Consider the following 26,462-nt stretch of genomic DNA (forward strand, 5'->3'; position numbering starts at 1 on the left):
CGCGGGGCATGGCGACCGCCGCGAGCAGCAACAGAAGCGCCACGGCCGTCATCCAGTGGCGACCGCCAGAAAGTCCACGCGTCAGTGTGCGCAAGCTCACGGTAGGTCCTGACTCTGCGCATCGCGCAGGTGGACGTTGTGCTGCTCCTTGACCTCAGGCGTGTCAGCCGTGGCACGCGCTTCAGGCGCGAGCCACAACGCCCGTTCGAGGTTGTAACGCGCATCCCAATCGTCCGGCGTCGCACGCAGCAAGGTCCGGTAGCGCGCCTTGGCCTCCTCGACCATGGCAACCGACTGAACCGTGCCGGATGGACTGTGGCCCATGCCCTCACGCAGGTACATGTTGCCAAGATCGAACAGCGCCGCGCGCCCAACCTCGTCGAGACGCTCCTCGCGGATCAGGTCCTCGAAGAGCGGGCCCGCCGTATCGTAAGAACCGGCCTTCGAGAGCGCTATGCCGCGGGCGAGTCTGACCTCTCGGGCAGCGCCGTCGTTGCGCTCGTTGCGTGGGGCGCCTGCCGTGCCCGTTGCGTCCGTTGTGCCCGCCGCTTTGCCTGTTTCACCTGCCGCTGCGGCGATCGCCTGATTGAGATGCTGCGCGTGCTGCAGGCGGAACCCGTCATACGCCGCCACCCCGGCGCAGCACAGCGCGACGGCTGCGAAGATGATGTGAATCGGGGCGCGCTTCATGCCCAGGCCCGCACCTGAAACAGCCGCAATGCCAGCAACAGCGCGCAACCCGCTAGCGCCACCGCGAAACAATACGGGCTGAAATCCTGCCGCGGCAGACGTTCGACAAATGAAGTCAGCGCATTTTGCTGCCGGTTGATCTCGGCCATCGCGTCCTTCATCGCCTGCGCGTTACCGGCCTGGAATAGCCGGTAAGGAGTCTTTAACGACAGAAAGTAGCGATGCAGTTCGGCTTCGGCTGAAGACTCGCTCGCAGGAAGCGCGGCGGTCAGATCGGGACTGTAGACGCCACTGCGCAAGTAGATAAAGTAAAGCGCGATCTGGTTGCGCAGGAGTCCATCCTGAATGAGCCGCTGCACCGGCGCGTCGAGTTTCGCGCCACCGTCCGAAACGAGGACGATCGCCCGGCGGCCGGAGAACCTCGCTCCATTGAACTCGCCGATTGCCGCCAGCAGCCCACGGTCGAGTTCCGTGTCCGGCATGCCGCGTCCTATGGCCGTGGCCGCGATCGCCGCGTCGATCACCCGGTGGTCGTAGGTAAACGGCATTACAAGCACAGGGCTCGTGCCGAACATCATGAACGCGAGCCGGTCGTTGGGCCGCTGGGCAATGAAGTTCGTCAACGAAGCACGCGCCACCTTGTTCTTCGACTCGCCCCCCGGCGACTCCACGCCTTTGCTATTCATCGTTTCGTCCATGCTTGCGCTGCGATCCATCAGGATCAGAATCTGGGCCCCGCTGCCCGTACGCAGCACCTCGCGATGCGAGCGTCCCGGACCGGCCAGACCCAGCACAATGGCCGCCATCGCCAGCGCGGCACTGCCCCGCCCAAGCAAACCGATCCATTGTCCGACCCGATCGTGCGGCAGCCACGCGATCCAGGAGAAGGCGAGCGCGTCGCCGCGCCGCGGCAACAACGGCAGCGCGGCCAGCGGCAGCAGGACGAGCAGCCACGGATAGGCAAAGTCGAACGCCATGCTCATCGCTCATGGCGCTGCTCGGCGCGATAAAGTGACTGGCATAGTCCCCGCAGCGGATAAGGGGCCACCGTCGATGCAGGCGTAAAGAATCGCTCGGTCGATTGCTGATAGAACTGCTCGAGTTGCGCGCGTAGCGGCTGCAAATACGGCGCTCGCGCGAACAGGCTGGGCAACGAACCTGCATGAACGACATGGCCCGCCGTCTCATTCAAGGCGTGGTGCACGCAGAGCCACGCAGCCGCGGACGTATCGACGCCTGGCCCGCCGAGCCGGCGCATTTGCCGCCAGGCGCGTGCGAACGGCAGCCGGGCCGACTCGCGCCAATTGCGCCACAGCCACCACCCCAACCACGACAGCACAATCAGCAGCAAAAGACCAAGCGCGACGCTTGCCTGCCGCCTTAGCGGCGCTGTCGGCACCAAGGGCGCTTGCCGGTCGGGCCGCATCAGTTGCAGATCGCCAGCATCGAAGGCGTCGGCGGACGTCATCGGACCGACGCTAAGCGGCCACTCGGCGACCTGCAGCGTCGCACCGGATGCCGAGGTCAACCTCAGCGCGGGCAAGGCAATCCTCGTCAGCGTGGGTGCGACGTTGACGACCTGGTAGTCGATGACCATCCACCGGCGACCCTCAGCATCGGTTTCGTAGCGGGCCGGGCGGCGCTCGAGCCACGCACCGGCGCGGCCGATGGAAGGCGGCGCCACCGAACCCACATCGTTATCGCCGGTTGGCAGCAGAATGCGTTGCGTTAGGACATCGCCGAGCAGGTAGCCGTATGCGCGCGGCTCCTGAACCGTCGGCTGGAAGAGATTGCCTGAGACCGCGGCGACGCTCGTCACCGGCGTCAGCGCCAGCACGCATGCCAACAGCAACAGCAACGCGAACGCTCGCGCGAAGACAAACATCGCGGCGACCCCTGTCCGGCTATGCGAACGACCCGCTCTGTCAATCCGGCGCTCACGCTGTCTCATGCGATCGCCTCCAGAAAGTAGCGCGACATGGCCTCGGGATTAAAAACGCTCTCGACGTAAAACGGCTGCATGCCGCGCACGCCGAATATCTTCGAGAGTTCCGCACGCCGACGCGCGACGGTCTCACGCCAACGCTCGCGCACGCTCTCTCGCAGCCATAGCGTGCGCTGCCCTGCCGACTCGGCGTCGTTGACTGCGAGCAGCGGACCGCCGCGGGGCGGCGCGATCTCAGCGCTGTCCCAGACCACCATCGGGACCACACAGGCATGGACCAGCAGGTCGAGTACGGCGGGCAATTCCACAAGCGGCCAGTGAAAGTCAGAAACGAGGAAGACTAGCGCCTGCTTTCCAGCCAGCGTCGAAGCGGCACGGTGCAGCCCCGCAAGACTGCCGTTTCCGGCCGCATCGCTCGTACTCTCGCGCAACTTCGTCGCGAGCAGGTTGCCGACGCCCCGGCCATAGCGCGCCGGCATGAAGAGATCGTCACGCGCGCGGGTATCGAAAGCCAGCATGCCTAACTGATCGCCGACACGGAATGCGCTGTATCCCAACGCTTCGACAAAGTCCGCGGCTACCTGCAGCTTCGTCTGGCGCGTGCCGAAGTGCATCGACGCGGAGACATCGACGACCACCTGCACCGGCACCGCGGCGCGCTGCAGATGAACCCGTACCAGCCACTCCGAGCGTGCGGCGCGCAAGCTGGCACGCAGGTCCAGGCGGCGCGGATCCGGGTAGTCGAACAGACGCCCATGCATCGCGAATTCCTGACCGGCGCCGAAGCTCGATCCCGGGTGCGAGCCGGGACGAAATCCGCCGGCGCGCATCGGCAAACGGTAGTGAAATTCCGCTGTCCCGTTCATGGTTCAGGGTACGGCGAGCCTGTTCATGATTTGCGTGGTGAGGGCTTCAGCGAGTTCCTGGCGGCGCAATTCATAGATCGGCGTGAAGAACACGCGATGTCCGAGCGCGGGCATCAGCACGGCGTGAATGTCCTCCGGAACCAGATGCGAACGGTTGGCCAGCCACGCCACCACGCGGGCAGCCCGCAACAGCGCGCTCATCCCTCGAGGGCTTGCGCCTGCGAGGATGAGCCGGTCCATATCGACGCCGTCGAGCGCAATATCGAACCGCTGCGGCGTCTCCGTTGCCTGCCAGATGTCCAGAACATAACGCTCGATCGTTTCACTCGACTGCACACTCTCCTGAATCGCCGCGCCGACCTGGTTCAACTGCTCCCACGGAACGATCCCAGGCGAAAGCCGCGCAAGCAGCTTGTCGACGTCATGGAACGTCGCATCGAATACCAGCGCGCGCCGGATGTCGGGCTCACTCGGCGTAGGCATGGCAAGCTCGAACAGAAAGCGATCGCGAGCGGCCGAGGCAAGCTCGAAGGTCTCTTCCTTCTCGACCTTGTTGCGGTCGGCGAACACCGTCATATGCGGGAAGCGGTATTCGCGATCGAACGCCCACACCGAGCGTTCGGCCATCGCGCGCAGCAGAAGTGACTGAACCTGCGGACGGGCCCGGTTGATTTCGTTGAAGAAGAAAGTGGTCAACTGCTCGCCATGTCGAAGCAGCGGACCGGGATCGATGCGTGGCTTGCCGTCCGCGTCCACGTACGTGTGATAGACAAGGTCGCCCGGCATCAGATCGATGGTGCCCTCGACACGCTCGAATGCCCCGCCCACGACCCGCGCAAATGCACGCAACACGGTTGTCTTGCCGACCCCGACCCCGCCTTCGAGAAGCACATGACCGCGGGCAAACAAGGCGACGTTGATGAGCCGGATGGTTTGCGGCTGGCCGATCACGACTCTCGAGATCTCGTCTTCGATTTGCAGTGCATGCAGACGCCAGTCCTGAAGCAGTTCGCCAGAACCCATCGATGCAATCCCCTATAGCAGTCGTGCTGGAGCAGACCTGTCGGTTGGGCCGCGAGACGAACTCTCACGGAAAAGTCCGGACACCTATATGCATACTCTGTGCCAGCGCACCGGCGGATGCGCCAGGCGCGCTCGCGCCGAAAACGATGTCACCCTGTCACGCCCTTCAAGTACAGAGTGTTCCGCTACCGCAAAATCCCGATCGCTATTGCGCAGCTGCACCGCTACCTGGCGAGCCCGCTGCCGCACCGCCGACCATGAGTCCGACCAGCGCCGTGGCGCCCCGCCGCCAGGACAGGTCGGTATTGCCGCGAATGTCGACCGAGCGCTGGAATACGGTTTCCCCGCTGGCGACATCTTCGACATGCAGGTTGATATTGAGGATCAGGTTGCTGACTTTCTGGACCCAGCAGCTGCCGACCTGCTTGACGCTGAGCTTGCGCCCCACCTGCCGCGCGCAGCCGGCGCATGCGTTCAGATCCTGCGACGCGCCGAGTTGAGCGATCAGACCGGCAGCCGGGCCATTGTCGGCGACGTCATAGCGCCGGCTATCGCGCAACTGCTCACGCAATGCAGTGCTGACCATCTGGAGACGCGCCTGCTGGATGCGGTTGGTCTCGGCGTCGTTGTAGGCCGCGTTATCGTCAATCAACACGCAGTCCATGAGCGCAATCGAAGTCGGCGCAGCGAGCGCCTGCGAAGCGGCAAATGCCACGCAGACCACGCTGAGAACCCCCACGTAGCGCGCGAGCGCCGCACCTACCCGAACGACGCCGCTCATTTCAGAACTCCCCACTTCGCGGGCAAGGTGACGAATTGCGCGTACTCGCGCTCCAGATATGCGGCGGCCTGCTCGAGCAGAAACTGTCTGAATACCGTGCAGGTCGGCGATAACTGCTTGGCCCGCAGATGCACGATCTGCCACGTCCGTTCGATCGGCGTGCCATTCACGTCCAGCAAGGCGATTTCCTTCGTGCGCAATTCCAGCAGCAGCGTATGGAGAGAAATCAGGCTCACCCCCATGCCCGCCATCACCGCCTGCTTGATCGTCTCGTTGCTGCCGAGCGTGACCACCTTCGCAGGCGTGAAGAGATGCTGTCTGAACATTTCCTCGGCAGCCATGCGCGTTCCCGAACCGGGCTCGCGCAACAAAAACGTGTCACCCCGCAGTTCCTGCAGATCGAAGCGCTGCGCGCCGCACAGCGGATGGCTCAACGGAGCAATCACCACTTGCGGATGCCACGCAAGCGGCTCGGTCGTGGTATCGAGTTCCGGAGGCGGCCGCCCCATGATGGCCAGATCGATCGCATTGTCCTGCAGCAGCCGCAGCAGCGCGTCACGGTTGCCAACGGAGAAGTGCACGTCGACCTTCGGATACAGGTGCGAATACATGGCCAGCAACTTCGGCGCGAAATACGTCGCGGAGCTGACGATGCCCACCGCGATCGAGCCGCTATCCGCCTGTTTGAGCGAGGTCATCGCGTCTTCGGCATCCTTGATCTCGCCAAGAATCCGGCTCGCGTGATGGCTTAGCTTCTCGCCCGCTTCGGTCATGGTGAGTTTGCGCGCGATGCGCTCGAACAGACGCAGTCCGACTGCATCCTCCAGCTGATGAATCTGCATCGACACCGCCGGCTGGGTCAGATGCAGTTCCTCCGCAGCTCGTGCGAAGCTCGTATAGCGGCTCGCCACGACGAAGATCTGCAACTGACGCAAGGTCAGCGAGCGGATGAAATTCACCTTGGCGCGGCCTCCCTAACGGCTCGCGCGCGGCGCGTCCGAGGGCTTCATGGGCACATTAGGCGCATTTGGCGGCGGTGGCAGCTTGCGCAACGCGGCCTGGAAGCTCAACGTCTGCGTCTGCAGCGGGTGTGCGAAATCGTTGTTCGCGCCGGGCACGTCAGTACGAATCAGCGCGACCTGGCCGGGCACGGTATCGGCAATCAGGAACGTGTAGCGCTTGCCAGTGTATTGAGCGAAGCGTTCCGCGTTGGGGTCGTTCAGGTACGGCTGCACGACGATCTGCTGGGCCTTCACGGACTTGCCGCCGATCTGGCTCGTCACGGTCTCGATCTTCGGTCCCGCGGCGAGCGCGAGTCGCAGGCGCTGCTGGAAATAGCGGCGCTGGCCGCCGGTCAAACGCTCCATCTCCGCGATGTCGCGTTCTAGGAAATAGACAATTACGGGGTTGCACTGCAAGCCGCCATTCGGCAACGGTACGGCTCCGCTGTGATCGGACACCTGGGCATCGCCTTTGGCATTGTCCGGACTGACCACCAGCACCCTGACGACATCCGTGCTGTGCGCCGGCTGGTCCGAACTGAGAAAAGCGTAGTCAAGTTCGGTGTGCTGTTCGATGCCGTGCAGATGATCCGTCGTGAAGATGAGCTTTTCGGCGGGCGAGATTTCGTCCGCGCCGGCAGCAAACGCCACGGCGTGCATCTGGCAAGCCACGCACGTGATGCACGCCGCGAGCACGCACCGCCAGTCGCGGCGCAAGCGCCTCTGGGCACCCCTCATGGCGACCCGTCCGCGGGCTTGGCGGCCGGCGTGTCGATCGGCTTCAGAAGCGGCACTTCGTAACTCGTCAGGATGCTGTCGATCTTGTCGTGGTTCGCGCCGATCCATTGATCGACCTTGTCCTTCCACGCTTTCTCGCCGTAGCGCACCCCCATCGAGATCGTGTAGTCGAAGCGGATCCCCGGGTCGGGCGGGAACGGCACCAGCTTGACCGTATCGCCGGCACGCTTGGCGAAGTAACCCGCAATCGGCCCCCACAGGAACACCACGTCGACATTGCCCGCCTGCAGATCGTGTTCGATCATCTGGCCGGGATATTCCTGCGGGTCGCCGCTTTGCACCTGATACGAGATTGCCTGATCGATCAGGTTGTGACTGAGCAGCCAGTCGACCGCAGGCGTCTGCGAGAAGATGCCGAAGCGCAGCTTGTGCAACTGGTCCGGTGGCAGCTTGAGCAGATCGTCCGGCGTATTGATGCCGGCCAGCTCAGGCCGCTTGCTAAATACCATCGCATACGTGGAGCGCAGATACGGCTGCGTCGTCGAGGTCATATCGTAGCCTTTCGGCACGCCGATGATCAGATCGCATTTGTATTGCTCGGAATCGGGCACCTTCTCACGCAACGTATGGCGCACGAAGCCCATGCGTTGCGGAAAATAGGTGTACTCGAGCTTGTAGCCGAAATCGCTCGCCATCTGGCTTGCAATGCGGTTTTCGTAGCCCTCGCCTTTGCTGTTGGACAAAGGCATGTTGTTCGGGTCGGCACAGACCCGCAGCACACCATCGGCGCCGTCGTTATTGGGCAATGCCTCGCCCTGGGCGTGCACCGCGGCGCTTGCTATCGCCGCGTAGCACAGCGCGGCCGCGACGAGCGCGAGGTGCACGGGCATTCGTTTGCCATGACGCATCAATAAACTCCTGAGGTAGGGACGTAGGCGTTATTTCGCTTCGATGGCCTGCAGATCGCCCGGCTTGATCTGGCCGTCGGAGCGCCCTTTCAGATAAGCGTAAAGGTTCTGCCAGTTCTTCTGCATCATCTGGCTCGAACTGAAGTCGGGCATGCCCTTGTCCACCCGCCCGCCGAATACGGTGCGGTGAAACTCGTTCGTGTCCAGGGTCTTGAACGCGTCGATCAGCGATGGTCCGACCATACCCTGCTGCTGCGCGCCGTGACAGCGTTCGCAGTCAAGCGCGCGCCAGGTCTTCCATCCTTGCAGCGTGTTGCTGTCGACCTTGTTGCCGTCCTCCACCTTGTACGTTACCTGGGCAATTGCGGGATTGTTCTGGGCAAACGCAGCAGGCAGCACGACGAAAACGGCGGGCAATGCCGCCCGCAACAAGATAGTTCGGCCTTTCATATGCAGATGTCTCCCTTCAAAGTAAGACCGCACCCGACGCGCTTTAGCGACGCATCCGTGACATGGCGCGGGCCAGATGACTCGTAGACGATTGGTATGACTGAACGTGCTGCCGGCCGCCCGATCCTCACAAGGGCAAACCGGCCGCGCGTTTCAATCTGGGCCAGCCCGTCATGGGCCAACTCCTCAGCTATTGCCGCCGGGAATGGCAAACACAAACAGCGTGCCGCCCAACGCCGTGTACTTTGCAAGTTCGCGGTAACCGCCCACCGCGCCAAGCCCTTCAGTCGACTTCTCGAGGCCCGCCGCCATGCCAATGCCGGCCCAGCCGCCGATACCCGAGTAGACACCGATGAACTGCTTGCCCTGATACTCGTAGGTAAACACGTTGCCGATGATCCCCGACGGGGTCTTGAAGCGCCACAGTTCCTTGCCGTCACTGATGCGGACCGCCTTGATGTAGCCTTCCAGTGTGCCGTAGAACGCCACGCCGCCTGCTGTCGCCAGCACGCCCGACCATACCGAGAATTTCTCCGGCTTGGACCAGACGATCTTGCCCTTCGAGGCATCCCAGGCAATGAAGTTACCCATCGAGTTGTTGTCGTTCGGACCCGGATACATCGACAACGTGGCGCCCACATACGGCTGGCCTGACACGTAATCGACATCGAACGGTTCGTAGTCCATACACACGTGGTTGGTCGGCACAAGGAAGAGCTTCGAGTTCGGATCGTACGCCGCCGGTTGCTGGTCCTTCGAGCCGAGCGCCGCCGGACAGATGCCCTTCACGTTATGATCGGCGCCCGCCGCCTGGGTCGAATACGCTGCGTTGCGAATCGGCTTGCCGCTTTGCAGATCCACATGGTCGGCCCAGTTCACCGCCGGGTCGAACTTCTGGGCAACCAGCAGTTGTCCAGTCTCACGATTCAACGTGTAGCCAAAACCATTGCGGTCGAAGTGAACGATGGCCGGCACCTTCTTGCCGTCGATCGTCAGGTCGGACAGGATCATTTCGTTGACACCGTCATAGTCCCATTCGTCGTGGGGTGTCATCTGATAGACCCACTTGGCTTCCCCGGTATTCAGGTCACGCGCGAAGATAGACATCGACCATTTGTTGTCGCCCGGACGTTGCGATGGATTCCATGTACCCGGATTGCCGGTGCCATAGTAGACAAGGTTGAGTTTCGGATCCCACGCATACCACCCCCAGGTGGTGCCGCCGCCCAGTTTCCACTGATCCCCCTTCCAGGATTTCAGCGACGAGTCCGCACCCACCGGCACCATCTTGCCGTCGGCGTAGGTCGTCGTTTTGTCGGGGTCGATCAGCATGTCCTTGTCGGGGCCGGTGCTGAAGGCCGTCCAGGCCGGTTTCCCGGTCTTGATGTCATACGCGATAAGCCGCCCGCGCACGCCGAACTCGCCGCCCGAGATGCCGGTCAGCACCTTGTCGCCGAATACGTGCGGCGCGTTGGTGTTGGTTTCACCCGCTTTCGGATTGCCGTTTTGCGCGGTCCAGACCACATCGCCGGTCTTCGCGTTCAACGCAACGAGTTTGGTGTCGGCCTGTTGCAGGAAGATCTTGCCGTCGCCATATGCGAGCCCGCGGTTGACGGTATCGCAGCACATCACGGACACCACCTGGTCATCCTGCTTCGGCAGGTATTGCCAGATGAACGTCTGGTCTTTCAGGTTGATTGCAATAACCTTGTTGGGGAACGGCGAGTGGATATACATGGTGTCGCCGATCACGAGCGGCGAGCCTTCATGGCCACGCAGCACGCCGGTCGACATGGTCCATGCGACCTGTAGTTTCCCGACGTTGCTTTCGTTGATCTGCTTAAGTGGGCTGTAGCGATGGTTTGCATAATCGCCCGCCTGGGCCGCCCAGTTGGACGGACTCTTCAAGGCCTCATCGAGCTGCGGATCGGCCTGTGCAATGATAGAACTCAAGGCTGCCGACGCGAGGATCGCGAGCCCAAGAACCGTGGTGCGTAAGTTCATGTCTCCTCCAGAATGGTCTTGCTGTTCAACTCACGAATGACCCACGCTACCTCGTCGCACCGGGCGCGCCTCCTCGGATGCGGGTAACGATCAGCGCCCTCACCCGATCGTTGTCGGGCTTTGCGGCGCATGACGGCCGACGCATATTCCATGCCGGAATCGAACTACCGTGCGCATCGCCCCCCGCCACAAGCTCGTCAATACACGCCGCGCGGCGCATTGCTGTGCGCCTTTCGTCAATTCGCGCCACCCTCGCATCCGCTTCGGATCACTCACCATCCGGCGCAGCGGTGTCACGGCCGTGACCGGCTGCGTCGCGCGACGTGGGACATTCTGTGTCACTCGGCGATACGAAGCGTGTCCGTCGGGAGGCAAGCAGCAACAAAACCCCTCCGCCCGCGGCCGATCGCGTGACTGGCCCGTCTATTGCAGCGCATCATGCGGTTACGAGTGGTTCATCACGAGTGGAGCAACGGTCATGGCAAACACAGAACAGGTCTATTCCGACGAGGAGATCCAGCAACGCCTCGTTGGCCCGCTACAGCACTGGTATCTCGAAGACGGCTGGCTGCGGCGCAAATATCGCACCGAAGGCTGGAAAGGGACCTTGATGGTAGTGAACGCGGTGGGCCACCTCGCGGAAGCCGCGTGGCATCACCCGGATCTCACGGTCTCCTATGCATTCGTCACTGTGAAGCTGAAGACGCATTCCGCGAAGGGCATCACGGACAAGGACTTTGCGCTCGCCAGCAAGATCGAATCGTTCATCCAGTGGCAACCGGGAACCGAAGGGGGCCCACTCGAGGGCACGCCAACCGACGACCAGCGCTTCCGCTACGTCAAGTACGACGCGCCCAAAACCCCGCCAGGAAATTGACGCCGGGCGCCGCGCCACGCGCCTGGTACGGCTTTCGCTTGAAGTGCCCCGCCGGGGCCGCTGCGCCGCGGCACGCGCCGTCGCCGCGACGGCCCTTTGGGTACGACCGCTCATGCACGGCAAGTCAGGCACGAATAAGGACACGCACAATGCAGCTTCACAGTCGCCGCCTTCAACCAGACGCCTGCGTGATGGTCGATGCGCCCGCGCGGCTGCATCTGGGTTTTCTCGATCCGAACGCCTCGCTGGGACGCGCGTTCGGCAGTCTGGGGCTCATGATCGAAGGGGCCGGCACCCGGGTCGAAGCGCGGCTCGCCGCCCACGACCAGATCGAAGGCGCAGTGACCGATGCGGAACGCGAGCGTATTGCGATCTGTCTGGAACGGCTGCACGCCGCCTACGACCCGACGCCCGTCGCGATCGACGTGACCCAGACGCCGCGCGCGCACAGCGGCCTGGGATCGGGCACGCAGCTCTCGCTGGCAGTCGGCAGCGCCTTCGTTCGTCTGCTCGGCCACGTCGCGACCAGCGCTGAACTCGCGAGCCTGCTCGGGCGCGGCGCGCGCTCGGGCATTGGCGTGCTCGGCTTCGATTCCGGCGGCCTGCTGGTGGACGGCGGACCGTCTGGCGACCTGCACGCCGGCGTGCCGCCTCTGCTCGCTCGCCAGCCGTTTCCGGATAGCTGGCGGGTGCTGCTCGTCAGCGACAATGCCCGCGAGGGCCTGCACGGTGCTGAAGAACGCCGCGGCCTCGCCGCGCTCGCCCCCTTTCCGCAAAAACTCGCCGCGCATCTGTGCCACCTCGTCCTGATGAAGATTCTGCCGGGCGTCGCGGAGCGCAACCTCGTGCCCTTCGCGCAAGGCCTAACGGAAATGCAGCAGACCATCGGCGAATACTTTGCCCCCGTGCAAGGTGGCGTGTTCGCAAGCCCCGATGTCGAGCGCGCGCTGCGCGCCGTGGCCGCGGAGCGAACCGCGGGCATCGGCCAGAGTTCGTGGGGGCCGACCGGCTTTGCGATCGTCGCCAACGCACGCGAGGCGGAGGGTGCGCTCGCCACGGCCCGCGACGCCACGCGCGGCATGCCGCACATCGAATGCGCAGTCGTCGTGGGGCGTAATCGCGGCGCGACGGTGCGCTCCGTCGAAGACCCGCTGCAGCAGCGCATCGACGCCGCGTGACGCACCATGGTCCCCCGCAGCCGCCAGCGAAACCGCCGGTCCACCCAGCCGCGGACAGTCAAACGCCGCTACATGCCACCACACGCAGCCATGAGCCCTTCCCTTGCGCCCCGCATGAGATACGCCACTGAACGAGCCTCCTGCCATGTCCGACACCACTGAAAAACCCACTGAAAGGCCTTATATCCTGCACATGCTCACGGCTACGCCGCAGATGAGTCCGTTCGACGTGAACATGGCCGCCGACGCCGGCTATCAGATCATCGTGCCGTATTGCAGCGTCGAGGCCAGCATGGTCGCGAACCTGACTCAGGACGCGATTTTTTCGCGCGGTCCGAAGGGTGTGTCGCGCACCGGCATCTTCATTGGCGGGCGCGATGTCCTGCTCGCTGCCGACATGCTCGAGACCGCGCGCAAAGCCATGGTCCCGCCGTTCGAAGTGTCGGTGTTCGCCGATCCGAGCGGTTCGTACACCACCGCCGCCGCGCTCGTCGCGCTGGTGGAGCGGCATCTGGCCAAGGCATATGGCATGGAACTGGGCGGCAAGCGCGTGCTGATTCTCGGCGGCACCGGCGCGGTCGGTCGCGTGGCCGCGGCCATGGCGGCCTCGCTCGGCGCCGACGTCTCGATTGCAAGCCACTCCGGCGAGGCGCGCGCAGTGCGTGTCAGCGACGATATCAATCAGCGCTTCGGTATCGTCACCAAAGGGGTGGGCACCACAACGCCGGCGGAACTGCGCTCGGCGTTAGGCGAGGCCGAGATCGTACTCGCCACTGCCGTCGCAGGCGTTCAGGTGGTCAGCACCGCCGATCTCGCGCATGCCGCACATCTGCTGATTGCCGCTGACGTGAACGCCGTGCCGCCGGAAGGCATCGCGGGCGTCAACGTGATGAACGACGGCAAGCCGATCGAGGGCGTGCCGACTGCCGGCGGCGCCATCGGCATTGGGGCGCTGGCGATCGGCAACGTCAAATATCAGGTGGAGCATCGCCTCTTCATTCAGATGCGCACGGGCGGCAAACCGGTCTATCTGGGTTTTCCACAAGCCTTCGACGAAGCCCGCGCCGTCGCGGCCGGCCTCGGTTGAGCGCGCGCCGCGTGACGATCTGCGCGCTATCGCTATCGGAGCCGCCATGAACCCGCGTCCATCGCTCTCGCATGCGCCGTTCGTCGCGGTAGCGGGACTGTCCGCGCGGATGCTCGCGCAGTCCGCCGCGCGTGCGGGCCTGCGCGTCGTTGCGCTCGATGTGTTCGGCGACCGCGATACCCGCGAGGCCGCCGAACTGTGGTTCGACATCGGCGCCGGCCAACTGTCGATCGATTACGCGCGGCTGGTGGCGGCGCTCGAACGCGCCGCGCGCTTGCCGGGCCTGATCGGCTGGATCGACGGCAGCGGGCTCGAGCCGTTCGTCGCGCAGCTGTGCCGCACGCGCGGCCTGCCCCGCTTCATCGGCAATCCTGCGGAGGCAAGCGCCGCCGTGCGCGAACCCCGGCGGTTTTTTGCACTGCTGGACGCGCTCGACATCCCGCATCCGGCGGTGGCGTTCACACGGCCCGCTGATAGGGCCACCGAGGGAGCCACAGAAGCGCAAGGCTGGCTGGTCAAACACGCGGACGGTTGCGGAGGCACGCATATCGAACCGGCGGCGGCGGTCAGCGATTCGCGCGTTGCTGCGCAAGGATATTTCCAGCGCCGAAGCACCGGCCGCTCGCTCTCGGCGCTGTTTATCGCCGCTTGCGGCAACGCGCGCGTGCTCGGCTTCGCTGAGCAATTCACCTGCAAGATGGGCAATCTGCCCTTCGTCCATGCCGGGTCGATGGGTCCACTCGGTCCGCTCGATCTGCCGCCCCCCGTCGAGGCGCGCGTGCGGGCAGCGATCGCCGCGCTCTGTGCGCGAACCGGCCTCACCGGCATCAACAGCTGCGACTTTCTGCTCGACGGCGACGCGTTCGAACTGCTCGAAATCAACACCCGCCCCTCGTCGACGATGACGCTCTACGAGACCGCGGCGCCCGATGCCTGGCCGCACGGACTGCTCGCGTGTCATATCGAAGCCTGCCGCCACGGCCGCCTGCCGGCGCCCGCGATACCTCAGACGCCTGCGCCCGCAGCGTGGCGCGCAGGTCAGCAGGTGCTGTTCGCGCCGCGTCCATTCGTCGTGTCCCAAAGCTTCAGCGACGCCTGTCTGCGTGACCCGTGCTGCCGCGACGTGCCAATGCCCGGCACGTGGATCGAAGCCGGCCAGCCGGTGTGCACGCTGCTCGTGCGCGCGGCTTCACTGGACGCGGTGCGGCACGCGCTCGAAGCGCAGCGCGTGCTCGTTCTGCAACGAATCGAAACCCGCCATGAGCCCGACTATGCCTTCATCCAATGCCACTCCTGAGACGCCTCAGCCGCCGCTCGCCGGCGCTGCCGCTGCCGGGCTGAGCGTCAATGCGCTTAGCGAGCGTCTCGTCAGCCGCCTCGTCGACGACGCCGCGCGCTTCGGCGCGATCATCAGCCACGCGGAAAACGGCACCGTGCTGGTGGACGCGGGCGTCATGGCGCCCGGCAGCGTCGCGGCAGGCGTGCTGATTGCGCGCATCTGCATGGGTGGCCTCGGCCACGTCACTGTGCGCGAAAACCTCGATGCGCAGCCGCTCTGGCCCAGCACGATCGAGGTGCGCACCTCGTGGCCCGTGCTGGCCTGCCTCGGCAGCCAGTACGCCGGATGGAGTTTGTCGGCCACCAAGGAACAAACCGGCGGCAAGAAGTTTTTTTCGCTCGGGTCGGGTCCGGCGCGCGCGCTGGCCGTGAAGGAACCGCTGTTCGCCGAACTCGGCTACCGCGACAGCCACGAGCGCGGTGTGCTGGTCCTCGAAGTGGATCGCCTGCCGCCGCAGATCGTGATCGACAAGGTGCTGCGCGATTGCGGCCTCGCGCCTGAGCGGCTGACGCTTGTCACCACGCCGACACACTCTGTGGCGGGAACGGTACAGGTGGTGGCGCGCGTCGTTGAAGTTGCATTGCACAAAACCCACGTGCTCGGCGTGCCGCTGGACGAAGTCGTAGAAGGCGGCGGCTCGGCGCCCTTGCCACCGCCCGCGCCGGACGGCATCCAGGCGATGGGCCGCACCAACGACGCGATCCTGTATGGCGGGCGCGTGCATCTCACCGTGAAGCACGACGCGGTGGCCAAACAGCTCGCCGCCGAACTGCCCGCCTCCACCTCGCGCGATTACGGCCGCCCGTTCGCTGACATCTTCACGTCGTTCAACTACGACTTCTACCAGATCGATCCCGCGCTGTTCGCGCCAGCCGAAGTATGGGTGAGCAGCCTCGAAAGCGGCGCGACCTGGCATGGCGGACGCGTCGACGCGGCGTTGCTGCACGAGCAATGGAATGGCAAGCCATGACCATCCCTGCACAAGACTCTTTCTCTGGCGTAGATCCCGCCCACGCGCGAGCGGCTCTGCGCATTGCGATCATGACCGACGAAACGGGCTGGCACACCGGGCGCCTGAAAAAGGCCTTCCGCGCGCGCGGCGCAGAGGCGCGCTGCATCAATCTGGCGGACTGCCGGATCGATACGACATGGGAGCCCCATGGGCTGATGCTGCCGGGCTTTGGCCACAGCCTGCCCGACGCCGTCTTCGTGCGCGGCATCGCCGGCGGCACCTTTGAGCAGGTCACGCTACGGCTGGGTATCCTGCATGCATTGCGCGAGTCCGGTGTACCCGTCTACAACGACGCGCGCGCGATCGAGCGCAGCGTCGATAAATCGATGACCAGTTTTTTGCTGCATCGCAACGGAGTACCGACGCCCGCGACATGGGCCGGCGAATCCACGGCGTTTGCGCAACGCGTATTAATGCGCGAAGCGGCGGCGGGACGCCAGGTCGTGCTCAAGCCGCTGTTCGGCTCGCAAGGCCACGGACTCAAACGGCTCGGCGCGGGCCGCGCCCACCCTTGCGCGCTGACGCCTCTGCCTTCGCTCAAGCCCTATCAGCAGGTTGCGTATCTGCAGCGCTATATCGATGGCGGCCGTCCGGGCTTCGACTGGCGCGTGCTGGTCGTAGGCGGCCGTGCCGTGGCGGCGATGCGGCGGATCGGCGGCAAAGGCTGGATTCATAACTTCGCTCAGGGCGCCGCGTGCGAAGCGGCGGAACTCGATGCGCCGCTCGCGCAGACCGCCGTACGGGCCACCGAGGCGCTCGGACTCGACTACGCGGGCGTCGACCTGATTCCCGATCCGCATGACCCCACCCGGCCGCTCGTGCTGGAAGTCAACGGCGTCGCCGCATGGCGGGGCCTGCAGTCGGTCACATCGATCGATCTCGCGGCAGCGCTGGCCGACGACCTGCTCCAGCGCAAGCTGCCCGCGCAGCGCCACGGCGTTGTGGGGGTCGCGCAGAGCGATGAGGCGGCCGTTGTGGCGTTACATGGACACCATGGCTGAGCTGCCCTGTTCCGTCGCGTCCGAGCCCGTTCACGCCGCTTTCCTCGCGGCCTGCCGGCTCGATGTGGAAACCCCCAAGCCCGGCAACGTCAGCGTACAAAGCGCCGGACACGGCATGCGCGCGATCGAGTTCATCACCAGCGCGGAAGTGGCCGCCGCGGCGCTCCTCACACACGGCGCACCGGTCGGCCTGCGCGTGCTCGATGCGGTCACCCGCACACGCGATGCGGTCGGCTGCAACACGAACCTCGGCATCCTGCTGCTAGTCGCCCCGCTCGCCGCGGCGCTGGAGGAAGCGGCGCGCCCACTGACGGCCGACCACTGGCGCGCCGCCACCGAACGCGTGCTCGCGCGGCTCGACATCGACGACACGCGCTTCGCATACCGCGCGATTGCACTCGCCAATCCCGGCGGTCTCGGCGAGGCGCCCGAACAGTCGGTCCACACGCCGCCGACGGTCGGCCTGCGCGAAGCGATGACGCTCGCCACCGGGCGCGACAGCATCGCCCGTCAATATGCGGAAGGCTTTCGCGACATCTTCGAGAGCGGCCTCGCCGCGTTCCGCGAAGCGGCTGCCGATCAGCCGCGGATCGCCACGCTCAATATCTTTCTCACTTTCCTCGGCAGCTGGCCCGACTCTCACATTGTGCGTAAGCAGGGCATGGCCGTGGCGCAGAGTGTCACGCTTGCGGCACGCGAACAGCACGCGAAATGGCGCCACTCGCTTGCGCAAAACCGTTCCGGCGCGGCGTTTCAGCCGCTCGATGCATGGGATGCCGAACTGAAGGCTAGCGCCATCAACCCCGGCACCAGCGCGGACTTGACCGTGGCGACGCTGTTCGTCGCCGGCTGCCTCGCATCCGCCAGCGGCGCCGGCGCCAGGTCATGCCAGCCGGGCGGCCAGCGCATTGGCACGGATCCTGTTAGTTAGTGCCACTGCGCATCAACACGCCAGTCGGCGATCGGACAACCGGATCGCCACCGGAGCATGTCAGTCAGTCGTCAAGTCACTATTCCACTCATTGGAGGAACAGAATGGCCAAGATTAATCGCGTCCTGATAGGAGAGTCGCTCGTCGGCGACGGCAACGAGGTCGCACATATCGACTTGCTGATGGGACCGCGAGGTTCAGCGGCGGAAACTGCATTCTGCAATGCGCTCACCAATAATAAGGACGGCTTCACGTCGCTCCTTGCCGTCGTCGCGCCAAACCTGCTCACCAAGCCGAACACGATTCTGTTCAACAAGGTGACGATCAAGGGCGCCAAGCAGGCCGTGCAGATGTTCGGCCCCGCGCAGCATGCCGTTGCGCTCGCTGTCGCGGACAGCGTCGAGGATGGCACGATCCCGCAGGACGAGGCGGACGATCTGTTCCTGTGCGTTGGCGTCTTTATTCACTGGCAGGCGGACGACGACAAGAAGATTCAGGAATTCAACTACCAGGCGACGCGCGAGGCGATCAAGCGCGCCGTTGCCGGTGAACCGAGCGCTGCGGAAGTCGTGGCGAAAAAGGGCAGCGTCTCGCATCCGTTTGCATCGAACTGACTGTGCACCGGCTCGCGTGGGGACAGCAAGGGTTTGCGCTTGCGCGGGCGTTTGCTGCGAAGCGCCCCTCTCATTGAGGCAAGAGATGACCATACGATGTCGTGCGCTGGTGGCCTGTGCCTGCATCGCGCTCGCAGTACCGCTCGCCTGGGCGGAAGGCGACGCGCCCATGGCGGCGGCCCCGGCGGGAGGTTATGACTATCCGACGCAGGGCCGCGTCGAATACGTGCTGGGATGCATGGACGATAACGGACACGATTTCGCCAACGTCTATAAATGCTCGTGCGTGATCGACAAGATGGCCACCGCGTTGCCCTACGACGAGTTCGTCGATCAGTCGACGTTCTCCAAGTACGCATCCTTGGGCGGCGAAGGCGGTTCAGAGTTTCGGGTCGATCAGGCAAAAGCGCAGACGAAGAAATTCCGCGCGTTGCAGACCGACGCCTACCGCCGCTGCGGGCTAGGACGCGACAAGACGGCGGCGGCGAAGTAGTCGATCCCGTTTGAGGGACCGCTTTAAATGCTGAATCACGCGCACGGCGCCGGCAACGGCACCGTGCCGCGTTTTTGCGCTCAATCCGGAATCAGCCCCGCCCCAAGCAACGCATAACCTGTGACCCCCGCAGCCGTTTGCGGCATATCGCTGCGCTGCCGCTCGATCTGCACGCCGACCGCTGCCACGTCGTCGAACTTGGCTGGTTTGGCTAGCGCGACGCGCACCCAGTGAGCGCCGAACTCGGTGATCAGGAGACGCGCCACCGCTTCGGCAAGCGCTTCGAGCAAACGCACGCCATGCGACGCAAGGAGCGCATGTAGCGCACTCCGTACCGCCGCATAGTTGATCGTGTCCTCGATGCGATCGGTGGTGCACGCACGAATCGCGGGAACACCGATTGCAAGATTCATCCTTACCGGCTGCGGGACATGTTGCTCGCTGCTGTCGATACCGATGATCGTCTGGCCGACAAAGTTTTCGATGAAGACGATGTCCATCCGCCCGGACAGCGTGCCGGTAGAGGGCGCGTCGAACGGCGCAGTGGTGCCCGGCACCCCGGCAGCGGCGCCGGCACCGGCAGCGGAGAAACTGGCAAGGCGAACGGCATCGATACGATCCATGGTGTACTCCGCCGCAGCGCGGCAAATAATCAGCAAACGAGTTAGCAAACGGCCTGAAAACCGGGCTGAAAAACGCGCTTCGGGTAAACGCATAGCCGCACGGGTGTGACAGCACGCGAAGCACTCTGCGCCGAACCTGCAACACGCTCCTCGCCGTTGGCGAGCAGAGCGAGCCATCCGGGCACGATGGTGAGAAAAGCAAAAATCGCGCACGCTATCCAGGGTTATTGCGACTTTCTATTGAATGGGAGCGACATCCGGCGTAGAGTTTTAAGCCAATGCTTGGTATAAGGACGAATCACTCGGTGCGCATATGGGCCCAGAACCGTAGCGCGAGGGGAAGACGGTATCGATAAAAGCGGCACTCGTACGCGCATGGCGAGGCAGAGCGCAAGCAACGCAATGTGAGCCGGCGCGGACGAATTGACGCAACGGAGACAAACCCCATGTCGTTGCTCACTGACAGCACTATGCACGTCCGTGAAGTTCTGAACGTCGTCAATCATCAATTGGCAACGCGCCCAACGAGCGACCCCGTCGCTCAATCATGGGCGCGCTGCATGAATGAATTCCGGCTCGACCCTTCCCGTTTTGTCGCGCCCCCTGTCCTGACGGACTACGAACTAAGTTCGCGCCGCGAGGCAATGGGCGACCTGATCGCCTGCTCGAAGCTCGAAATGACCACGCTGTACCAGCAACTGGCCGATCCCGAACTTGCGGTGGTGCTGGTCGATGCCGGTGGCATGATCGTCCATCAGGTTTCGTCGGTGCCGTTCGCCGAAGCCGTCGCCGCGGACGGCTTTCGCGTCGGCGCCGTGTGGAGCGAACGCGAGGCCGGCACGAACGGCATGGGCACGTGCCTCGCCGAACGCGACTGCATCGCCGTCTGCCAGCACGAGCATTTCTATCCGCGCTATACGTCGCTCACCTGCTCGGCCGCGCCCATTTTCGACGACAGCGGCGAGATTGCCGGCGTACTGGATGTGACGAGCCGCTCGAAGCTGCTGCAGCAGCATTCTCTGGTGCTGGTCGGCATGTCGCGGCAGATGATCGAAAACCGTCTGCTGGATGCGCGCTACCGGCACGCGAACATGATCCATTTCCACAGCCGCCCGGAATTCGTCGGTACGCTGCACGGTGGCAAACTGGCGGTGGCAGACGACAGCACGGTGCTCGCCGCGAACCGCAGCGCCCTCTTCCAGCTCGGCTTTCGCACACTCCGCGAATTGCGCGGCCGGCGCATCGAGGAAGCGTTCAATGCCTCGCTCGAGGACATGATCGCGCGCAGCATCCGCGGGTCGTTCCATCCGGTCACCGTGTACAGCGCTAACGCGACCAACCGCTTCTTTCTCGTCGCGCAGACGCCGCAAAACAGCGCAGAACGTGGCATGCGAGTGGCGGTAACAGCGCCCCCCACCCGCGCCAGCGCCCCTGAGAAGCGGCCGGCGCCGGCCCGGCTCGACCAGATCGCGCACCTCGAATTCGGCGACCCGCGCATGGCCTCGCAAATCCAGCTCGCGGCGCGCGTGGTCCAGCGCAAGATTCCAATCATCCTCAGAGGGCAAACGGGTACCGGCAAGGAAGTCTTCGCACAAGCACTGCATAGCATCAGCCCGCACGCATCCGGTCCGTTCGTGCCGGTGAATTGCGCGTCGCTGCCCGAAAATCTGATCGAAAGCGAACTGTTCGGCTATCGGGCGGGCGCGTTTACCGGCGCGCAGCGCGAAGGACGGCGTGGCAAGATCGTGCAGGCCAATGGCGGCACACTCTTTCTCGATGAGATCGGCGACATGCCGCTCACGTTGCAGGCGCGGCTGCTGCGCGTGATCGAGGAACACGAGGTCACGCCGCTCGGCGGCGAAACGACCATCAAGGTCGATTTTCAGCTTATCAGCGCCAGTCACCGCAACCTGCTCGAACTCGTGCATGGCGGACAGTTCCGCGAGGATCTGTATTACCGGCTCAAGGGTGTTGAGCTGAATCTGCCGCCGCTCAGCGAACGGGTCGACAAGCTCGCGCTGATCCATCATCTGCTCGAAAACGAAACGAACAACGATCCGCCAGAGTTGACCCCGGAAGCCGAGCATGCGTTGCTGACCTATGCGTGGCCCGGCAATATCCGCCAGTTGCGTCACGTGTTGCAGATGGCCATCGCGCTTTGCGACGGACAACCGATCCGCTGCGATGACCTGCCTGTCGAAATCACCCAACGTGTGTCGGAATATGGGCTGGTGGCAGCTTCGCGCGCGGCGCCGTCGGACGTCGACCCGCATCCGGCCGACGAAGTGGATCTCTCCGCGCTCAACGCCATCCAGTTGAACGAGCGCGGCACCGTTCTGACCCTGCTCGACGAGCACCGTTGGAACGTCAGCAACGTCGCCAAGGCGCTCGGTATCAGCCGCAACACGCTGTACCGGAAGATGCGCCGGCTGTACATCCGTCTGTCGCACGACGGTTCGGCACTCGACAGCGAGCTTATAGACGGAGTTCCGCCCGACGAGATGTCGCCGAACGATTCGCTCTCCAAAGAATCGCCGCCCACCGCCGACGCATGACCCAGGCACCCGCTCGTCATCTCGCTGAGTTCAAGCCCGATGCGCGCTTCGCGTGGTGCGTAACCGGCTCCGGCCATATGCTCGACGAGTCGATCGCGCTCGCGATCGAATTGCCGCGCGTCGATCTCTTCCTTTCCGCAGCCGCGGAGGAAGTCTTGCCGCTCTATGGCTGGCCCCTGCCGAAGCTGCGCAAGCAGTTCCGCGTGTTTCGCGACAATAGCGCGAGCGGCGTGCCGGTCGGCATGCTGTATCACGGCATGTACCACACGGTCGTGATCGCGCCGGCCACCAGCAACACGGTGGCCAAATGCGCGTTCGGCATCTCCGACACGCTGCCGACCAATATGTACGCGCAGGCGGGCAAGCAGTGCATTCCGGGCATTGTCTTTGCATGCGACACGGAGCCGACCGTGGTGACGCAAAGCCCGAACGAATGGGTCGAACTGCGTCCGCGGGCGATCGAACTCGACAACGTTGAGCGCCTGTCGCGCTTCGAATACACGACACTCGTGCGCTCGCTGGATGAACTGAAAGCGGCGCTCGGCGAACGCTTGTCGATCATAAATGTATGAAACGACCCCCAAGCTCCCTGCGGTCGCTGCCCGGCGTGTACTGACATGGACCACATCGTCTTCCTGACTGGCCGGCTCGCGGAAAAGAGCCTGATTCACACGCTCGAAAGCATGGCGCCGACGCCGTTCAGTTGGGAGATTCGCGAAATCGGCCTGCAGGTCGCAGCACTCATGACGGCCGACCTGATTCGCCGCCGGATTGCCGTCCCGCTCGAGGCGCAGCGGGTCATCGTGCCCGGGCGTTGCCGTGGCGACCTCGCCGCGCTGACCGAGCACTACGGCGTGCGGTTCGAACGCGGTCCGGAAGAGGTCAAGGATTTGCCGCAATTCTTCGGCCGCGAGGCGCAACCGTTCGATCTGACGCGTTACGAGACCGAGATCTTTGCCGAGATCGTCGATGCGCCGCGGCTCGATCTGGATGGCATCGCCGCGCGTGCGCGCGACTATGTCGCGCAGGGTGCCGATGTGATCGACATCGGTTGCCTGCCCGAAACGCCGTTTCCGCATCTCGAAGACGCCGTACGCTCGCTTAAAGCTCAGGGGTATCGCGTGAGCGTCGATTCGATGCACAGCGACGAACTGCTGCGTGGCGGCCGCGCGGGCGCGGATTATCTGATGAGCCTGAACCTCGATACGCTTTGGATTGCTGACGAGGTGCCGTCCACGCCGATCCTCGTCGCCCGCGAACCGGCAGACCCGGCCTCGCTCGATGCCGCGATCGAGCTGCTCGCCGCACGCGGCCGCGCGTTTCTCGCCGACCCGATTCTCGATCCGATTCCGTTCGGTCTCGCCGCATCGATTGCGCGTTATGTCCGGTTGCGTGAACGCTACCCGGATATCGGCATCATGATGGGCATCGGCAACGTGACCGAATTGACCGAGGCCGATACGAGCGGCATCAATGCGGTGCTGCTCGGCATGGCAGCGGAGCTTCGTGTGAGCGCGGTGCTCACCACGTCTGTCAGTCTGCATGCGCGGCGCGCGATCCGCGAAGCCGATGTCGCGCGCCGGGTGATGTACGCCGCGCGCGAAGCGCAGATGCTGCCTAAGGGCATCAACAGCGATCTCGCGACGGTTCACGCCAAACGCCCTTTTCCGTACAGCACGGCCGAAATCGCCGAGGTTGCGCGCGAGGTGCGGGACCCCAACTTTCGCGTCCAGGTCAGCGCTGACGGCATTCATGTCTACAACCGCGACGGACATCGCCAGGCGGGCGATCCATTCGCGCTCTACCCGGACCTGCATCTCGAAGCCGACGGCGGCCACGCCTTCTATATGGGCGTCCAGCTCGCCCGCGCGGAGATCGCCTGGCGGCTCGGCAAGCGCTTCGATCAGGATCAGCCGCTCGACTGGGGCTGCGCGGTCGACCGGCCTGAACAGGATCTCATCGCGTGGCGCGCGCCCGGCGAGACGATGAAAAAGCGCTGAGGGCTAACCCAGGCGCGCCGATTCATCGCGCCACGGCCAACGCGCCGGTGGCCTGGTGGAATCCTAGTGGTAGCGGCGCGCCATCGCATCGAGCGGCAGCGGCTTGATGCGCGAGGCCTGGCCCGCACATCCGAACGCCTCGAAACGTTGAACGCAGAGCGCGCTCGCTGCCGCCGTCGCCGCCTTCAACGCGGCGCGCGGATCGCATTCCGAGCGAGCATTGGCCAGCGACTTGCGCATCGCACCGCTCATCGCGAGCCGGATGTCGGTGTCGATATTGACCTTGCGCACGCCATGCGCAATGCCGCGCTGGATTTCTTCGACCGGCACCCCATAGGTCGTGGGAATTTCTCCGCCGTATTCGCGGATCACCGCGAGCCACTCCTGCGGCACCGACGACGAGCCATGCATCACAAGGTGCGTGTTCGGAATCCGCTCGTGAATCTCGACGATCCGGTCAATGTCAAGAATGTCGCCCGTCGGTTCACGGCTGAATTTATAAGCGCCATGCGAAGTGCCGATCGCAATCGCCAACGCATCGACGCCGGTCGCCTCCACGAAAAACTGTGCCTCGCGCGGATCGGTGAGCAGATCGTCGCGCGAGAGTTGCCCTTCGGCGCCGACGCCGTCCTCCTCGCCCGCCGTGCCGGTTTCGAGCGAACCGAGACAACCGAGCTCGCCTTCGACGGACACGCCCACCGCGTGCGCCGCGTCGACAACCCGGCGGCTCACGTCAACGTTGTACTCGTAGGCGGCGGGCGTCTTCTGGTCAGGCAACAAGGAGCCGTCCATCATCACCGACGTAAAGCCCGAGCGGATCGCCTGCTGACACACCGCGGGGCTCGCGCCGTGATCCTGGTGCAGCACCAGCGGGATATCCGGATGCGCCTCGAGCGCGGCGAGCACGAGATGACGCAGGTACGGCTCACCCGCATACTTGCGAGCGCCCGCCGACGCCTGCAGGATCACCGGGCTCGCGGTCGCCTCGGCGGCCCGCATGATCGCCTGGATCTGCTCCATATTGTTGACGTTGAACGCAGGCACGCCGTAGCCGTGCTCGGCCGCGTGGTCCAATAGTTGCCGCAGTGCTATAAAGGCCATCGCAAACTCCTCGAAGTCGAATCGGATCGGATCAGGTCGCCGCGCGCGGTGCGTGCGCACCTGTTCATGTTGATGGCGCCAATTGGGCGCATTGCACGACGCGGATGGCCTCGTCCACCACCGCCTGCACGGTCAGATTGAAGTGCTTGAACAGCGCGTCAGCGGGTGCGGATTCGCCGAACGTATCGATGCCCACCACGCCCCCTTCGAGGCCCACGTATTGCCGCCAGAACGCGCGAACCCCCGCTTCGACCGCGATGCGCGGCACGCCCGGCGGCAGGACCGCGTCGCGCCACGCGCTGGGCTGGCGGTCGAACACGCTGGTGGACGGCATCGACACGACCCGCGCGGCGATACCGGCTTCGGCCAGCGGCGCGACGGCGTCGAGCGCGAGGGACACTTCCGAGCCGGTGGCGAGCAGGACAACGCGGCTTTGCGCCGACCCATCCGGCCAGTCGCGCAAGACATACCCACCCCGCGCGATCGCGTCGATCTGCTCGCCGCTGCGCGCGGCGAACGGCAGATTCTGGCGGCTCAGCAGCAGGCATGACGGTCCGCTGCGTTCCACTGCACAGGCCCATCCCTGCGCAGTTTCGACCGTGTCGCACGGACGCCAGACGTCGAGTCCCGGAATCAGCCTCAAACTCGCCGCGTGTTCCACCGACTGATGCGTCGGCCCGTCTTCGCCGAGGCCGATCGAGTCGTGCGTGAACACAAAGATCGAACGGATCTTCATCAACGCAGCCATACGCAACGCGTTGCGCGAATAATCGGAAAACGTGAGGAAGGTGCCACCGAACGGGATATAGCCACGATGCAGCGCGATGCCGTTCATTACCGCGCTCATGCCGAACTCGCGCACGCCGTAGTGCAGATAGTTGCCGCCTTGCAGGCCGTTGTCGTCCGTATGGACATCGATCGCGCCTTTCCAGTTGGTCAGATTCGAGCCGGTCAGGTCCGCTGAGCCGCCCAGCAACTCCGGCAACGTGCGAGCGAGTGCGGCGATCGCCTGCTGCGAGGCCTTGCGTGTCGCAATCGATTCCGCCGCGCAGTCCGCGTCGCGCAGCATCGCGCGGACCGCATCGCGCCACTGCGCGGGCAGCGTGCCTTGGGCCCGGCGCTCGAACTCGGCGGCTTCATGCGGATAGTGCTTACGATAGGCTTCGAACCGCTTCGTCCAGTCGGCTTCAGCAGCCGCGCCACGCTCGCCGGCGTCCCAGAGCGCACGGGCCTCGGCCGGCAGCG

26 protein-coding genes are annotated in these 26,462 nt (G+C 64.5%); 12 read left to right on the top strand and 14 right to left on the bottom strand.

Annotated elements, in window-relative coordinates:
- Window positions 1-96: 96 nt before the first annotated feature.
- The 11 genes from M0954_RS14975 to M0954_RS15025 all read right to left on the bottom strand — a co-directional run bounded on the left by M0954_RS14975 (window position 97) and on the right by M0954_RS15025 (window position 10,406).
- Entirely contained in the window at window positions 97-690 is a 594-nt protein-coding gene (locus M0954_RS14975; protein ID WP_297354033.1) for a tetratricopeptide repeat protein, read from the bottom strand.
- The gene (locus M0954_RS14980; RefSeq protein ID WP_297354035.1) at window positions 687-1,673 is read right to left on the bottom strand and encodes a vWA domain-containing protein; all 987 of its coding nucleotides are present in this window, start codon (window positions 1,671-1,673) and stop codon (window positions 687-689) included. Before M0954_RS14980 ends, M0954_RS14975 begins: the two co-directional genes overlap by 4 nt.
- Window positions 1,670-2,641: a calcium incorporation protein MxaA gene (locus M0954_RS14985; protein ID WP_297354037.1), complete on the bottom strand. Its 972-nt coding sequence runs from the start codon at window positions 2,639-2,641 to the stop codon at window positions 1,670-1,672. Before M0954_RS14985 ends, M0954_RS14980 begins: the two co-directional genes overlap by 4 nt.
- Window positions 2,638-3,501: a DUF58 domain-containing protein gene (locus M0954_RS14990; RefSeq protein ID WP_122151649.1), complete on the bottom strand. Its 864-nt coding sequence runs from the start codon at window positions 3,499-3,501 to the stop codon at window positions 2,638-2,640. The genes M0954_RS14985 and M0954_RS14990 overlap by 4 nt, the downstream gene beginning before the upstream one ends.
- A 3-nt stretch (window positions 3,502-3,504) precedes the next feature.
- Entirely contained in the window at window positions 3,505-4,524 is a 1,020-nt protein-coding gene (locus tag M0954_RS14995; RefSeq protein ID WP_122151650.1) for a MoxR family ATPase, read from the bottom strand.
- A gap of 205 nt (window positions 4,525-4,729) precedes the next feature.
- A complete protein-coding gene (locus M0954_RS15000; protein ID WP_297354039.1) occupies window positions 4,730-5,305 on the bottom strand; it encodes a DUF3280 domain-containing protein in 576 nt (191 codons plus the stop codon).
- Window positions 5,302-6,264, bottom strand: a complete 963-nt coding sequence (locus M0954_RS15005) for a LysR family transcriptional regulator (protein WP_122151654.1) — start codon at window positions 6,262-6,264, stop codon at window positions 5,302-5,304. Before M0954_RS15005 ends, M0954_RS15000 begins: the two co-directional genes overlap by 4 nt.
- Before the next feature lie 15 nt (window positions 6,265-6,279).
- Window positions 6,280-7,044 (bottom strand): hypothetical protein, encoded by a 765-nt coding sequence (locus M0954_RS15010; RefSeq protein WP_122151656.1) that lies wholly within the window; start codon window positions 7,042-7,044, stop codon window positions 6,280-6,282.
- Entirely contained in the window at window positions 7,041-7,952 is a 912-nt protein-coding gene (locus M0954_RS15015) for a substrate-binding domain-containing protein (RefSeq protein ID WP_297354041.1), read from the bottom strand. Before M0954_RS15015 ends, M0954_RS15010 begins: the two co-directional genes overlap by 4 nt.
- 30 nt (window positions 7,953-7,982) lie before the next feature.
- Window positions 7,983-8,402 (bottom strand): c-type cytochrome, encoded by a 420-nt coding sequence (locus M0954_RS15020; protein ID WP_297354043.1) that lies wholly within the window; start codon window positions 8,400-8,402, stop codon window positions 7,983-7,985.
- A 186-nt stretch (window positions 8,403-8,588) separates the two neighbouring features.
- Window positions 8,589-10,406, bottom strand: coding sequence for a methanol/ethanol family PQQ-dependent dehydrogenase (locus M0954_RS15025; RefSeq protein ID WP_122151662.1), 1,818 nt, complete (start codon window positions 10,404-10,406; stop codon window positions 8,589-8,591).
- A gap of 478 nt (window positions 10,407-10,884) precedes the next feature.
- Here M0954_RS15025 and M0954_RS15030 point away from each other — a divergent pair, with 478 nt between their 5' ends.
- The 9 genes from M0954_RS15030 (at window position 10,885) to M0954_RS15070 (ending at window position 18,938) form a co-directional block, all read left to right on the top strand.
- Complete coding sequence (locus M0954_RS15030) at window positions 10,885-11,283, top strand: 4a-hydroxytetrahydrobiopterin dehydratase (RefSeq protein ID WP_122151663.1); 399 nt, start codon at window positions 10,885-10,887, stop codon at window positions 11,281-11,283.
- A 149-nt stretch (window positions 11,284-11,432) separates the two neighbouring features.
- Window positions 11,433-12,461, top strand: a complete 1,029-nt coding sequence (locus tag M0954_RS15035) for a beta-ribofuranosylaminobenzene 5'-phosphate synthase family protein (protein WP_122151665.1) — start codon at window positions 11,433-11,435, stop codon at window positions 12,459-12,461.
- A 145-nt stretch (window positions 12,462-12,606) separates the two neighbouring features.
- Window positions 12,607-13,548, top strand: a complete 942-nt coding sequence (locus M0954_RS15040) for an NAD(P)-dependent methylenetetrahydromethanopterin dehydrogenase (protein WP_297354045.1) — start codon at window positions 12,607-12,609, stop codon at window positions 13,546-13,548.
- Window positions 13,549-13,594: 46 nt separating this feature from the next.
- Window positions 13,595-14,845 (top strand): ATP-grasp domain-containing protein, encoded by a 1,251-nt coding sequence (locus tag M0954_RS15045; RefSeq protein WP_297354047.1) that lies wholly within the window; start codon window positions 13,595-13,597, stop codon window positions 14,843-14,845.
- On the top strand, window positions 14,820-15,857 hold the full coding sequence (gene mch, locus M0954_RS15050) for a methenyltetrahydromethanopterin cyclohydrolase (protein ID WP_297354049.1): 1,038 nt from the start codon (window positions 14,820-14,822) through the stop codon (window positions 15,855-15,857). The genes M0954_RS15045 and mch overlap by 26 nt, the downstream gene beginning before the upstream one ends.
- A complete protein-coding gene (locus tag M0954_RS15055; RefSeq protein ID WP_297354051.1) occupies window positions 15,854-16,900 on the top strand; it encodes a RimK family alpha-L-glutamate ligase in 1,047 nt (348 codons plus the stop codon). The genes mch and M0954_RS15055 overlap by 4 nt, the downstream gene beginning before the upstream one ends.
- Complete coding sequence (locus tag M0954_RS15060; RefSeq protein WP_297354053.1) at window positions 16,893-17,831, top strand: triphosphoribosyl-dephospho-CoA synthase; 939 nt, start codon at window positions 16,893-16,895, stop codon at window positions 17,829-17,831. The genes M0954_RS15055 and M0954_RS15060 overlap by 8 nt, the downstream gene beginning before the upstream one ends.
- 104 nt (window positions 17,832-17,935) lie before the next feature.
- Window positions 17,936-18,445: a formaldehyde-activating enzyme gene (gene fae, locus M0954_RS15065; protein ID WP_122151674.1), complete on the top strand. Its 510-nt coding sequence runs from the start codon at window positions 17,936-17,938 to the stop codon at window positions 18,443-18,445.
- 85 nt (window positions 18,446-18,530) lie between these two features.
- Window positions 18,531-18,938 carry a hypothetical protein gene (locus M0954_RS15070; protein ID WP_297354055.1) on the top strand — a complete coding sequence of 136 codons (408 nt, stop codon included), beginning with the start codon at window positions 18,531-18,533 and terminating at the stop codon, window positions 18,936-18,938.
- A gap of 80 nt (window positions 18,939-19,018) precedes the next feature.
- Here the strand turns inward: M0954_RS15070 and M0954_RS15075 are convergent, their stop codons facing one another.
- The gene (locus M0954_RS15075; protein WP_297354057.1) at window positions 19,019-19,561 is read right to left on the bottom strand and encodes a dihydroneopterin aldolase; all 543 of its coding nucleotides are present in this window, start codon (window positions 19,559-19,561) and stop codon (window positions 19,019-19,021) included.
- A gap of 446 nt (window positions 19,562-20,007) precedes the next feature.
- On the opposite strand from M0954_RS15075, the gene M0954_RS15080 reads away from it, so the two are divergent.
- From M0954_RS15080 to M0954_RS15090, 3 genes are read left to right on the top strand one after another with little or no spacing between them, the layout of a single operon-like run.
- Entirely contained in the window at window positions 20,008-22,116 is a 2,109-nt protein-coding gene (locus M0954_RS15080; protein WP_122151680.1) for a sigma-54-dependent Fis family transcriptional regulator, read from the top strand.
- Window positions 22,113-22,688 carry a flavoprotein gene (locus M0954_RS15085; RefSeq protein WP_297354059.1) on the top strand — a complete coding sequence of 192 codons (576 nt, stop codon included), beginning with the start codon at window positions 22,113-22,115 and terminating at the stop codon, window positions 22,686-22,688. The genes M0954_RS15080 and M0954_RS15085 overlap by 4 nt, the downstream gene beginning before the upstream one ends.
- A gap of 45 nt (window positions 22,689-22,733) precedes the next feature.
- Window positions 22,734-24,116, top strand: coding sequence for a DUF6513 domain-containing protein (locus tag M0954_RS15090; RefSeq protein WP_297354061.1), 1,383 nt, complete (start codon window positions 22,734-22,736; stop codon window positions 24,114-24,116).
- A 63-nt stretch (window positions 24,117-24,179) separates the two neighbouring features.
- Here the strand turns inward: M0954_RS15090 and fba are convergent, their stop codons facing one another.
- On the bottom strand, window positions 24,180-25,217 hold the full coding sequence (fba, locus tag M0954_RS15095) for a class II fructose-bisphosphate aldolase (RefSeq protein ID WP_297354063.1): 1,038 nt from the start codon (window positions 25,215-25,217) through the stop codon (window positions 24,180-24,182).
- A gap of 64 nt (window positions 25,218-25,281) precedes the next feature.
- Window positions 25,282-26,462: transketolase C-terminal domain-containing protein (locus M0954_RS15100; protein ID WP_297354065.1), on the bottom strand; the 1,181-nt coding region annotated here is incomplete at its 5' end.

Source organism: Paraburkholderia sp. (assembly GCF_026225065.1).
Taxonomy (GTDB): domain Bacteria; phylum Pseudomonadota; class Gammaproteobacteria; order Burkholderiales; family Burkholderiaceae; genus Paraburkholderia.